10 protein-coding genes are annotated in these 12,736 nt (G+C 59.5%); 3 read left to right on the forward strand and 7 right to left on the reverse strand.

What is annotated here, in order from left to right; all coding sequences use genetic code 11:
• Positions 1-51: 51 nt before the first annotated feature.
• From A4R35_RS09550 to A4R35_RS09570, 5 genes are all read right to left on the reverse strand, one after another.
• Entirely contained in the window at positions 52-876 is an 825-nt protein-coding gene (locus A4R35_RS09550) for a GNAT family N-acetyltransferase (RefSeq protein ID WP_112428782.1), read from the reverse strand.
• A 50-nt stretch (positions 877-926) separates the two neighbouring features.
• Positions 927-2,396 (reverse strand): APC family permease, encoded by a 1,470-nt coding sequence (locus A4R35_RS09555; RefSeq protein ID WP_112428784.1) that lies wholly within the window; start codon positions 2,394-2,396, stop codon positions 927-929.
• 122 nt (positions 2,397-2,518) lie between these two features.
• Entirely contained in the window at positions 2,519-4,237 is a 1,719-nt protein-coding gene (locus A4R35_RS09560; protein WP_112428786.1) for an APC family permease, read from the reverse strand.
• 45 nt (positions 4,238-4,282) lie between these two features.
• Positions 4,283-4,831 carry a DUF4388 domain-containing protein gene (locus tag A4R35_RS09565; RefSeq protein WP_112428788.1) on the reverse strand — a complete coding sequence of 183 codons (549 nt, stop codon included), beginning with the start codon at positions 4,829-4,831 and terminating at the stop codon, positions 4,283-4,285.
• A gap of 99 nt (positions 4,832-4,930) precedes the next feature.
• A complete protein-coding gene (locus A4R35_RS09570) occupies positions 4,931-5,686 on the reverse strand; it encodes a hypothetical protein (protein ID WP_112428790.1) in 756 nt (251 codons plus the stop codon).
• Between the two features lie 737 nt (positions 5,687-6,423).
• On the opposite strand from A4R35_RS09570, the gene A4R35_RS09575 reads away from it, so the two are divergent.
• Entirely contained in the window at positions 6,424-8,397 is a 1,974-nt protein-coding gene (locus A4R35_RS09575) for a variant leucine-rich repeat-containing protein (protein WP_112428792.1), read from the forward strand.
• Positions 8,398-8,760: 363 nt separating this feature from the next.
• On the opposite strand, the gene A4R35_RS24660 is transcribed toward A4R35_RS09575, so the two are convergent.
• Positions 8,761-9,102 (reverse strand): hypothetical protein, encoded by a 342-nt coding sequence (locus A4R35_RS24660; protein WP_146747160.1) that lies wholly within the window; start codon positions 9,100-9,102, stop codon positions 8,761-8,763.
• Between the two features lie 125 nt (positions 9,103-9,227).
• On the opposite strand from A4R35_RS24660, the gene A4R35_RS09590 reads away from it, so the two are divergent.
• Positions 9,228-10,235, forward strand: a complete 1,008-nt coding sequence (locus A4R35_RS09590) for an AAA family ATPase (protein ID WP_112428798.1) — start codon at positions 9,228-9,230, stop codon at positions 10,233-10,235.
• Between the two features lie 86 nt (positions 10,236-10,321).
• Complete coding sequence (locus A4R35_RS09595; protein ID WP_112428800.1) at positions 10,322-11,461, forward strand: vWA domain-containing protein; 1,140 nt, start codon at positions 10,322-10,324, stop codon at positions 11,459-11,461.
• 70 nt (positions 11,462-11,531) lie between these two features.
• Here A4R35_RS09595 and A4R35_RS09600 read toward each other — a convergent pair whose 3' ends face one another.
• Positions 11,532-12,734, reverse strand: coding sequence for a cytochrome P450 (locus A4R35_RS09600; protein WP_223258269.1), 1,203 nt, complete (start codon positions 12,732-12,734; stop codon positions 11,532-11,534).
• Positions 12,735-12,736 lie beyond the last annotated feature (2 nt).

A 12,736-nucleotide genomic window follows, 5' to 3' on the forward strand; every position in this document is an offset into this window, starting at 1 on the left:
GCTTTTTCGCTGTTTGTGCCAGGCGCTGGCGCTTAGGCGACGCTATGCTGCTCAGGCCAGGACATAGGTCTTGAAGAGACAATACTCTTGCCAGCCCAGACGCCGATAGACATTCAAGCCCATTGGCGTGGCCTGCAAGGTCGCGCGGCGGTAACCCAGTTGCTCAGCCGTGCGCATGGCCGCCAGCGTCATCGCTGTACCCACTCCTCGACGACGTGCCTGGGGAAGGGTGGCCACGCCGTAGAGACCAGCCAGATCCCCACCGAAAGTCAGCAGGGCCGTCCCGACTGGCTCCCCATGCCAGAAACCCAGGAGATAGCGCACCTGCTGGCCCGGCAGGAAGCCATAGCGCTGGTAGAGATCGAAGAAGACCGCTCTGATCGGTTCAGGGAAACCGAAGCCATCGCAGAGCACCTGCAGCCAGGTCTCCATCGCCCGCGCCTCGCCGACCTCCTCGACAACCAGATCTTCGGGCACCGGCGGCGCCGCTGACGGCACAGGCTGCCCCAGATCGATCGCCATGCCCGGGACCTCCTCGTCCAGCCGACAGCCCTGCGCCTGCAGACGCTGTTCGAGGTCGCCGGGACGCGACGAGGGGGCCAGTAGCCAGGTCAGAGGCACCTGTCGGCGTCGCGCCTCCGCACAGAGGGCCGCGATCTGCTCATCAGCCTCCTGCTCAGCCAGCTGGCAGCGTATCACACCGTTGCCGAAGAAGACCGGTCGCCCGCTGAAAAAGAAGAGCAGGCCATCACGCTGGTGAAACTCACCGCCCAAGGCCCGCCCAAGGTGGGCATAGGCTTCAAATAGATTGGCTTCCATAGCTGCTAGCAGCTCGGGTGAGGCTCCTGTCCCCGGCTGCTCCATTGGCTCTGTCATCGCTTTTCCTCCCGCTAGACTCTCTTTCATCGCCAGCGCGCTCTCACTGGCTACTCGCCGGCATGCTCTCCCAGGATCTTCCCGAAGCGCTGCACCTGCTGCGGGTTGCGCAGCTGAAGAGCGATCAGCAGTCCCAGACCAATGACCAGCCAGGCAGCAGCAATGTAGGGTGCCAGGTTGAGTGGGAACTGCGGCACCGGCACAATCGAGCTGTAGATAGTAAAGGCGCAGATGACGATCGCAATCAAGGGCAGCAGGATATCGAAGACCAGGGCCAGTGGCGTGCCCTCACCGCGGGTCCGGGTCCGAATAGCGGCCACTATCCCGGATAAGGCCACCAGAATGTAGGCCAGCAGAATGCCAAGCGAGGCCGTCGTCGCCATGAAGCCGAAGAAGAGGAACGGCCCCAGCTGTATCCCCAGGGCAGCCCCCAGCAGTAGCGTGAGCGCCAACACCACGAGAATCGCTACCCAGGGCGTCTTGTAGCGAGGATGGGTCACAGCGAAGACCGCCGGCAGACCGCCATCGCGCCCGACGGCGAACATCATGCGCGAAGCCAGAATGACCCCCGCAAGCGTGGCGCTAAAGGCCCCAATGGCCACCATGAGGTCAATAAGAGTCGCCAGGAAAGCCCCAGCGTAGCGTGTTGCCAGCGTGTCCAGCGGTGCTTCGTCATTGGCCCACTGACCGATGTGGGCCACCCCGTAGCCGTTGGCCATCGCAAAGGAGACCAGGACATAGTAGATGATGGCCACAAGCACCGCTGTGAGAATGGCCCAGGGAATAGCCTGGCGCGGACGCTGTGTCTCTTCTCCGAGCACCGCCGCCGCCTCGAAGCCAATAAACGAGGTGAAGCTAAAGATGGCGGCGAAGAAGAGCGAGGACCAGCCTCCGGCCAGCCCAGCCGGCGACAAGGGGATGAAGCTAATGCCGCTCGCTCCACCACGGGCCAGGATAATCACAGCCAGGGCGAGAACCGAGAGCAGACCGATAAAGGAGAGCAGTAGCTGCGTTCGCGTCGAGAGCCGGACATCAAAGAAGGCCAGGACAAAGAGGAGCACCAGTAAGATACAGAAAATGACGAACCAGTGAAGCGTCAGCCCCAGGTGCTCCAACAGCTGACCAAGAAAGATACTGGAAATAGCAAGCGTAAAGGAAGCCCCGGCAGCAAAAGCTCCGCCATACATCCAACCGCCAATAAAACCGACCTGCGGCCCCAGCCCTTGCGCAATATAGGTATAGAGGCCACCAGCACTGGCAATGCGCCTGGTGAAGCGAATGATGACGTAGGCCAGACAGAGACTGGCGAGGCCAGCGACGACATAGGCCAGAGGCACAGCAGCCCCCGCCGCTGCGGCAGCAAAGGAGCTGGAGAGCGCAATCCCCATCTCCAGCGAGAGCAGGGCCACCGACTGAGCAATGGCGTCGAAGAGACCCAGGCTGTCTTTGCGCAAGGCATAGACCTGCGCCTCGCTCTGAGACAACAGCTCCGATGAGGTCTGCATCTGGCTTTCACTCATCTTGCACCATTCCTTTCTCTTCTCATCTCAACTCTCATGAGCACTTGCTCAACGTCCCTGGCCCCACCTGTCAGGCAGTCTGACCCCGCTGAAGCCAGGTTCGCCACCATTGAGCGCTCACTCTATGGCTCCCATCTCCCAGGACCGGGCACGGAGCCGGGCCTCGGCCACACCGCTGGCTCGGTCTGACGCAGAGCGTCTCTCTGGAGAGGGCGCCCCTCCCCTGGCCAGCCAGCGCCAGCGAGAGAGCTGGGGGCAGCAGCAACGGAAGGCACCTTTTGCGCAGCTGAACTGGCCCCTATCGGCGAGAGGGGTGCCTGGCTATCCGCTGGTAATAGCGTCGCCAGGTCCTCCGCTTCGGGAACGAGAAAGCTGTAGATCGCACCCACCGTCAGGCTGGCCAGCACAAAAAGCAAGACCCAGAAGCCCCAGTCTTCGTTGTTCAAGACCGCCGGTACTGGAGAACCAGCGAAGAAGGTGCAACCGATGGCCACACCAGTCAAGGCGATCCCGAGCACAGTAGCCAGGTAAAAAAGCGGCGGCGGTACCACCCAGCGCTGGCGCAGTTGTCGACTGTAACGGCTACAGAGTAGAATGCCGCACAGGAAGAGGCTGATCATTGCTATGTCCCAAATGACCGAGGCCCCGTTAATGACGACCAGGAACACGGTGAGTGCTAGCTCTTGATTAGGCGCAACAGGAGCTACAAAGCAGATCACAAAGATAAAAGCGACGTTGATCAAGGTCTGTAAGAGCATGGCATTGAATGGGACCCCATTGGAATTAAGGCGTGCTAGAGCACGAGGCAGGCGGCGATCCAGGCCAGCAACGAAGAGCAAGCGCCCGAACATAGCGTTGTAGGCTGCTGTCGCGCACACAAAATAGATAAACATTATAATATAGTAGCAACTAGAAACAATATGCCCGAGATCGTTGCCAAAAACATGACTGAAGAGTATAGATACGAAAACCGTCTCTTTTAACTCTGCGGGGGAAAGAACAGCCAGAACGCCAAAGGTGGCGAAGAGGTAGCCAGCGATGATGATCAGCGTGCCCCACAAGAGATAGCGCCCACTGCGCCGCTGGTCGACGACCTCTCCTCCCATGTTCAGCGGCACAGCCATGCCCAACAAGGCAACCGTGACAACGGCAAGCACGGGCAGGCTAGAGAGACCGAGCTGCCAGGACTGGGCCGAGAAGTCGCCGCGCAGCGACTGACCGCTCAGGAGCCACCCCAGACCGGCCAGCCCCACAAGCCCGAACATGAGGGCATAGGCTGCGAAGACAACATTCAAGATACGCTGAAGCTGTCCCTGGCCGAGGGCACAGAGCAACTGCGCCACCAGCAGGACCAGGATCGCCGCCACTCCCTGCTCCCAGGGAAGACTCAACCAATTACTGTTGAGACCCTGGATGCTGGCGACGGCAGCCTCAGCCTCCACAGTCAAACCAATGGCCCCAGGCCACCAGTTGCAGAAAAAGCCGAGAAAAGTGTCCCAAAAATTGCCAAAGGCGCGGTTCGCCCATAAATAGACCGCCCCTTCACCGGGAAAGAGACGATAGAGTTGGGCACAGACTAGCGCCGAGGGGATGAGAAAGCAGAGAAAGCCCAGGGCCCAGTACAGCAAGCTGCCTCCCCCCGCTGCTCCTACCGTTTGGACATTGTTAATGAGCAGGACCGCAAACAAACAGAGGACGGTCAGATCCCGCGGACGGAGGACACGCGGCAGGCGATCAAGCGGAAAGCGCTCGCTGGGGAGCACAGGATGACTCTCTGGGGCCGCTTCATTGCCAACAGATGGGCGCTGCTCGGGCGCTAGCGGGGATGCAAAAGGCATCATGGGTTTCCCCCTCTCTAGTTATGCATGTAACTATATCTATGAAATTCATTGATGAAGCTCTTCGAGCGTGATAGCTCCTCTCTGGATCAGAGAGAGAAGCAGAGGCATAATCTGTTCTGGTGAGCGACGGAGCAGGTGGGCAATCTCGGACACCGTTCGGCTCCCATCGATCAAGGCAAACAGCAGCCGTTCCTCACGCGACCAGGACGAGAGAGGAGGCGACTGGAGCAGACGCCGAGGCACAAGATGGGACGGCCTCATCCCCTGTGAAGGCGAAGGGGACGGAGCGCTGCGCTGGCCAGGATCTCCTGTCGGCGCAGTTGTCGTCGGCGCCAGGCTGGCAGCACCTGCCTGTTCTCCTACCGTCAGATACCACTGCAATTCTCCTCGACTGGCAAGCCAGTCAACCGCTTGAGCACCGCTCATGAGGAGTCGCCCATCGACAAGGCTAATGATGATGCACGAGAGCGGGCGACCTTTCTGTAGCTGCAAGCTGGCCTGCCAGGCTTCTCCTTGGCGGAGCACGATGAGCGTCCCGCTCTGCTGAGACAGGCTGAGGAGCTGCAGCAGGCTCGCGAAGTCTTTGGTGTACATGGCATCGCCGTCCCCATCGTCCTCCAGCAGACCGACCAGCTCACTTGCCCTCCGGGTGGGCCAGGTCAGGAAATCCTTTCGGATCTGCCCTTGACGAGCCTAAATAAGAGCCTCTGTCGCTAGCTCAAGCTGCTCCAGATCCCTGGCGAGTTGCTGACTGGTCTCGCTAAACTGGGCCGCAATCTCCTGGGCACTCTTCATAGCTTTATCTAGCTGCTCCGGTAATCTATCGCGTTCATAGGCATCAGATATTCGAGCCGAGAGAAAGGAGATTTGCTGCAACCCATGACGCAGAGCCGTCAGCGCCTCCAGGGTCTCGCTATCACGATTGGCCTGGGCCCGCTGGTGTAGAAAGACCAGGCGAGACTGCAGGCTCTGGCACGTTCGCGTAATCAGGGCAATATCGCGCATAATAGCCGTGTGACGCACGGCAAGATGCCGGCTGACCGCCGCTAAAATGGAGGTACCAATCTGCTGCTCCTCGGCAATACGCTGGGCGTCGACGGTCAGACGCCTTACTTCGTCCGTCGTCGCCGTAATCCGGCGCGTCGCCCGGCGAATGGGGCGCACTATCGGTAAAAAGACCCATGTTGCGGTTAAGACCGTCAAGAGGAGAATGCCGCAGAGTAGCAGCCAGGTGTTTCTTCCGGCCAGTCGATATATCGACCCATAAAAGAGCAAAACAAATAAACTAACAGGAATAAATGAAACAATAATCATGGATATAAGAAAGCGCAGTTTGATGCCAAAGCCTGTGCGGCGCAGCAGGGTCGCCAGGTCGAGAGAAGCCTCCGGCCACGGGTCCAGTCTCGCCTCATGCCCTGTTTGTAGCTCTAGACTACGATCTGCCAACATTTGGGGGGCTCCCGTCAGAGGATAGGAAGAACGCTTGAACAGTTTCTTCTATACAGCTAGAGAGTATAGCATCTATCTAAACCAGATGGATATTAATAGCCTGTAAAAAAATGGTGCTCTATGCTAAAAGAAGTTATACAAGAAAGCTCCTGATGAGACGGCCTCTAGAGAGGAAATTACTAGCACAGGGAGTCGTCAGCTGTAGGGGCCAGAATAGTGAGAACGGCGATATAGTGCGGCGGGGCAGATAGAGCGCAGCAGCTTTTGCCAGGGCCGAGACCACCGACTGGCCTGATTTTTCGCCAGGCAGCTAGCAAAGAGCAGATGCAAGCCTGTAAGCCTGACAAAGAGGTAGTCACCGCTTCCTGACTGTGTGCTATCTCTCGGTTAGCAGGCCTGATCAGGCCCAGAGGTCCTGCGGGCTTCTGTCTGCGACAGTCCCCAGCCGCCCAGACCCATAAAGAGCCGTCGGGAGATCAGGCAGACCTGGGACTGGATTGACAAAGGCTGGCCCTGTCGTCTATAGTATTTTACTAGTCACTCGCCTATGAGCCTGCCCGGGAAGTAGTCCGGAGAGCCGCACAGGGCCACCCTTACTCAGCCCATGCTGTCGCTCTCCCTGCTTGACCTGACAGCCAGTTGCTTCGCGCGCGTCGCCCACCATTCATGCTACTCCAGTACGTGAAGCAGCCATTTTCAGACAATCAAGCATCAGGCCATGATGAAGCTTTTAGCTTATGACAACTGAAAACGTGCCCCCCGAGCTGATCGCCGAGGCTCAAAATCTTGACACGCCTCCTGAGCGGCTGACCGAGCTAAGTTATCAACCAGCCTTACGCCCCCTGGTCGCCGCCAATCCGGCAACGCCATCCGTTGTGTTGGAGCAGCTCAGCAGGGAACGCGATTTGACTGTACGCCGGGCTGTGGCACGCAATCCGAACACCTCGCTTGACCTGCTGCTGGAGCTGGCCCGCGAGTTTCCCCATGAATTTCTAGCCAATCCCATCCTGCCTCTTCTGAACCTGACGCAGCCCGATTTTATTAAACAAGCCTCGCCCCAGGCGTGGCTGCAGCTCTTGCGCTGCGAAGAGACTCCCCTGCTCTGGCTACGCTGGCTCAATGAAGATGTGAATCTCAGCCGCATTCGTTGGTTCTCCGATGAAACCATGTGGGCCTTACAGTGGCACGTCGCCATCGCGGGTGAGATCTCTGAGTTTAACGAACAGCGGCAGCGCTTCGTCAGCGAAGCGGTGGCTGACTACGAGCGGCGTAGCAGCCAGGTTGGCCTCTATCCCCGCTCCTTCAGCTCGACGCTGGTGCTTCTGACCCTGGCCATACCCGATCTCTATCCTGAGCTGGTCGAGGGGATCTACTCGCCAGACGACGAATGCTGGCGTCGGCTCTTGCTAGCCTGCTATCCCTACCTGCACCAGGAGACATTGCTCAAACTGGTCAGCGAAGGGCCGCTGGCGGTCCGCGTCGAGGCTATCAGGCTGACACCACTTCCGCCTGAGCTACTCTATGAACTGGCACGTGCCCCAGAGGCAGAGATCCGTAGCGCGGTGGCAGCTAACTCCGCCACTCCTCCTGCACTCTTATTGACCTTGACAGAGGATGCCAGCAGCCAGGTACGCAGCGCTGCGGCTCGGCATCCCCAGCTACCCGCAGACAGATTAGCCCATCTGGCCAGGAGTAGCGAGCCGGAGGTGCGGCAGGCTGTGGCTGGCCATGCCGCGCTGGGAGCTGTCGAGCGCGAACTGCTCGCCACCGATGCCAGCGCCGAAGTACGGGCCGCTGTCGCGCCACACCTGCCTCCTGAGGAGGCCTTGCTCCGGCGTCTGGCGGAGGATGAGGCCAGTCAGGTGCGGGCTGCCGTCGCTTCTCACTCAGCCCTGCCCACAGCGCTCAGCGCCTCTCTGGCGAGGGATTCCGCTTTAGAGGTTGTGCTCTCGCTGGCAGGCAACCCATGTCTGCCCCCAAAGCTCGCCGAACAGCTCTGTGCACACTCACAGGCGCTGATCCGTTGGCGGGTAGCTTCCCACCCGGCGCTGGCGCCAGAGACCTTGCGCCATCTGGCATCTTCCCACAGGCAGGATCGTTCCTTGCTCGCCGGTCTGGCTCGCAATCCCAACACGCCCGCCGATGTCCTGACGTGGCTTGCAGAACTTGATGATCGCGAGATCCATCTGGCCTTGAGCCAGCAGCCACAGCTGCCCGTACCCCTGCTGGAGCGCCTTGCCGCTCGCTATCTGAGCGAGTGGCGCCGCCAGCGCGCTATCGTCTCGACAGACGAGGGCACTCAGCCCATTGAGATCCTTCGCTCTGTGGCAGCTCACCCTTCCGCTCCACTGACACTGCTAGAGCAGCTGCTGCGCCTGAACGATAGCGAGGTGGCGATCACGGTCGCGACTCACCCGCGGACCATCTCCCAGAGCCAGAGCCTGATCTTCGATTATCTGCTGGAGACGCTACGCGAAGAGATTATCAAAGCTGATCTGCCTTCGCGTCTGCGTCCGCTGTTGCTGCAACGTCGAGACCTGCCACCAGCCTTACTGGAGCTATTCGCCGAATCCGGGCGCTGGGTCGAGCGCTATCTTGTGGCTCAGCACGCGGCAGTTCCATCCACACTACTGGAGACCCTGGCCCATGATGGTAACTGCTTCGTGCGTGCCGCCGCCCGCGCCCGACTAGCCAGTCAGCCGAGGGATTGACAGGTGCCACGCTTCTTCCTACACTAACAGCCTGACACCCCCCTGGCGAAAGCCCAGGGGGTTCTTCCTTCATCCAGCCACCTTGCCCGTCCTGGCCCTGCCAGAACGAGTAGCGGGTGTCTGTCCAGAAGCATTTCGTCTCTGCTGAGAGAGGCCCGTTTCCAACTCCCCCACCGGTACGGTTGAAAGCCTTTGCTACGATGTTCTTCACGGCATTGCGGTCGCGGTCAAGCACCAGCCCACAACGTGGGCAGACAGGCGTCCTGACGGAGAGGCTCTTCTTGACTCGCGAATGCTGGCTCAACCGCGATGACAGGAATGTCGTGTACCTGTCCATAGTCACGCATAATGAGATAAAGAGACTTATGATGCATAATTCAGGGAAGTGAGGCACGAAGCAAAGGCATAGTTGCCGGCAAGTTGTGAGTAGAAGCAGTACAGGTCATTTCTGTTGATTCCACAAGAATCCATCCACGGGCGCAGGCACTTGTTACGGATAAACTGCGTCAGCCATATTGCCTCTTCAATGGCGTTGTATTGTGCCTGATTGCCGTGGCGCTTGTACTCGTCGATTAACATGAACTCTTGTTGGCCTGAATGAATAGCGGCAGCCAGACTGCCTGGTAGCCGGAGGCTTGACAACAGCTCGCCCGACGTTCTATGGTGGTTGCCATCTACCCAGCCCCTTTTTTTCGACAGTGGCACCCGAGAGCAGTCCTCAGCACATGCTCTATACACGCCATGCTGCCATCTGATATCTGATATCTGGAACGCTAGAAGATCATCTTTCGCTGAAGACGAGGATAACACAAGGAGGGTGAAAGAGTCTCATGCGACCTGATGCCCTGGCACGCTTTCTGTCCGGCCTGGTGAGCCGGCGCCTGATGATGAGCACCATGATCTGGGGGCCACCCGGCGTCGGTAAATCGAGTATCGTCGCGCAGACAGCACGTGCTCACAGTCTGGAGCTGATCGACCTCCGCCTTTCGCAGCTTGCTCCGACCGATCTGCGCGGTCTGCCCGTGGCTGAAGAGGGCACGGCCCGCTGGTACCCGCCCGAGTTTCTGCCGCGCTCGGGCCGGGGCATCCTCTTCCTCGATGAGCTGAACCTGGCTCCGCCGACGATCCAGGGCATCGCCCAGCAGCTGATTCTCGATCGACGCGTCGGCAGCTACACCGTCCCTGAAGGCTGGTTTATCTGGGCCGCCGGCAATCGCAAAGAAGACCGCGCCGCCGTCTTCGACATGCCGGCGCCGCTGAGCAACCGCTTTATTCACCTTTTTGTAGAGCCGAACTTCGATAGCTTCAAAGCCTACGCCCTGGAGCAAGGCATGCACGAACACTTATTAGCTTTTCTGGCTTTCCGCCCTGAGCTGCTGCACAGGCTTGATCCGCAGCAGCCAGCCTGGCCCTCGCCGCGCACCTGGATGATGGCCGATGCGCTCTACAAGGCCGGACTGGATATCGCCCCGGCAGTCGGCCAGGGAGCTGCCGCTGAGTTCGAAGCATTCATGGCCCTCTACGACCGCCTTCCCGATGTCGAGGCCATTCTCGAAGGCGCAGGAGAACCCATCGCTTTTCCCAGCGAGCCATCGCTGCGCTACGCCATCACGGTGGCGTTGGCGACGCGCGCCACAAGCCTGCAGCAATGCTACCAGGCCTTCGTCTGGATGAGCCAGAAAGCCCAACCTGAATGGGTGCAGCTCTTCGCCACCGATCTCTTCCGTCTGCTGCGCGCACGCAACGAGCTAGGCAAGCTGGCTGCGCTGATGCAGCGCAATCAGCAGCTTCAGAAGCTGTTTACCGAGTACATGGAGCTGCTCAATCAGCAGCAATGAACGAAGGAGGGGTAACAGCTGATCCAGCCAGAGGACGCCAGTGCTTAGCCATCGCCTGAACCAGCCTGCTCCAAGGAGGAGATGCCATGCAGGAGCACCACGATGTACACAAACAGATCAGTGCCGCGATTCTGCAGCTGCGTCTACGGCAGCCGTTTTTCGCCACGCTGAGTCTCTTTGCCCAGATCAAGGTGAGCGATACCGTCGAAACGGCCATGACAGACGGGCGCAGCATCACCTTTAATCCTACCTTCTGGCGGCAGCTGACACCAGCCGAGCGCCTGGGGGTACTTACCCACGAGGTGCTCCACGCCGCTCTGCAGCATGTGCCACGACGTGGCCAACGCGACGCGCACCTCTGGAACATCGCTGCCGATATCGTGGTCAACGGCATTATCGCCCATCTGGAAGGGTTAGAGCTACCCAGGGGCCATCTGCGCGAGCCTGATCTGGAGAGACTGAGCGTCGAGGAGATCTATCAGCAACTACAACAGAACCGTAGGCGCGCCTCTCAGCTACGTGTCCCTCTGGATCTCAAACAGCAGAGCCAGCAAGAGGACCCACTATCGCACGAGGAATATAACCGACAGCGAGACTACTGGTGGCGGGCTATTAAGCAGGCCCGCAGCACGGGAGCGCAATCTGGTCATTTTCCTCTCGGCCTGGAACGCGAGCTGGCCCGTATCGATCCGAGCCGACTGGACTGGCGTAGTTATCTCTGGCGCTTTCTGACGCAGACCCCGAGCGACTTCTCCGGCTTCGACCGGCGCTTTATTGGTCAGCGGCTCTATCTGGACGCCCAGGAGAACGAGCAGATTCACGCCTACATCGCAGTCGATACCAGCGGCTCGATCAGCAACAAAGACCTGAGCCTTTTCCTGAGCGAGTTACGCGGTATTCTGGCCGCCTATCCCCATGTGATCGGCCAGCTCTACTATGTTGATACGGAATGCCACGGTCCCTACGAGGTGAGCAGCGTCTCCGCCGAGTTACCCCCACCACAGGGCGGCGGAGGAACAAATTTCGCTCCGTTCTTCGAACGCATCCAGACTGAGCACGAACCGTGGCAGAACGCCGTTTGTGTTTACCTGACCGACGGCTTCGGCTCCTTTCCCGAGGAGCCGCCCGGGCTGCCCGTGCTCTGGGTCGTAACGGGACATCACCTTGAGCGAGATGGCTTTCCGTTTGGCGAAGTGATCGAACTGGTGCCTGATGAAGGAAACTAAGCGGCTTCCGATCCCTTTTGCGCAGGATTGGAAGCCGCCAAGGGAAGGTTACTGTCTACGGTCGTTCCCTTTAGCGCTGGCTGCCAGCGGTCGCCGCTTCAAAGGCGATCGGCAAGGAACGGATCACAAAGACCAGACCTCGATTGACCATGATCGGAACGCCCGAGACCCGCTCCAGCCTGCCCAGGCGTTGCAACATCAACGGCAGAGCAATCTTGGCCTCCAGACGCGCTAGCGGCGCCCCGACGCAGTAATGGACACCATGACCAAAAGCTAGATGACGGTTGGGGCTGCGCTCGATCAGAAAGCGATCCGGCTCGGGAAACTGGGCCGGGTCGCGATTGGCCGAGGCTGTCCAGACAAGAACGTTTTGCCCAGGCGGAATGCGCTGCCCCCCAAGCTCGACCTCGATCGTTGTGCGCCTCAGCAGGAACCAGACCGGCGGCAGGAAGCGCAGCACTTCCTCGATGGCTGCTGGCATCAGCTCTGGCTGGCGACGCAGCCGCTCCATGACGTCGGGATAGTCGGTGAAGCAGACGATGGCATTAGCAATCAGGTTCTTTGTGGTCTCCTGACCAGCGGCCAGCAGCAGGACGCAGAAGCTCAACAGTTCATTCTGGCTGAGTTTCTGCCCATCGACTTCGGCCTGACAGAGCGCGCTGATCAGGTCCTCCCGCGGCTCCCGTCGGCGCTCGGCAATCAGGTCTGTAAAGTACTCCTCCATCTCCTGGCGCATCGTCCGCCCGGCCAGGCGCCGCGCCGGTGGAGCGGAAGGATCAGCCTGCGCCCAGCGCTGGAAGATGTCCCAATCCTGATCAGGGACACCGAGAAGCTCAGCGATCACTTTGGCCGGCAAGGGGAAGGCAATGTCGGCCACCACATCTAGCTCTCCTTTGGCCAGCACGGCATCCAGCAGTTCTTGCGTGATCTGCGTGATGCGATCCGCAAGACGCGCCACCGCTCGCGGTGTGAAAGCCTGGTTGACCAGGTTGCGCAGCTTGCGATGCTCCGGTGGATCTTTGGCCAACAACGTTCCCTCAAAAAACGCTCCAACGTCTTCAAAGGCGTTGGAAGAAAAGCGAGCATAGTCCGTGAGAACATTCAAAACATCATCGTAGCGAAAGACTTGCCAGATGCCAGTACCTTCGTGAAAGAAGACCGGGTGTGCCTCACGCATGGCAGCAAACCAGGCAAAGGAGCGCTCGGTATCTTCCAGGGGCTGCAGCCCAAAGAGCATGGGGGCCGTTGCGCGCAAACCGGGTTGTGATTGCATTG

The organism is Thermogemmatispora tikiterensis (genome assembly GCF_003268475.1).
Lineage (GTDB): Bacteria > Chloroflexota > Ktedonobacteria > Ktedonobacterales > Ktedonobacteraceae > Thermogemmatispora > Thermogemmatispora tikiterensis.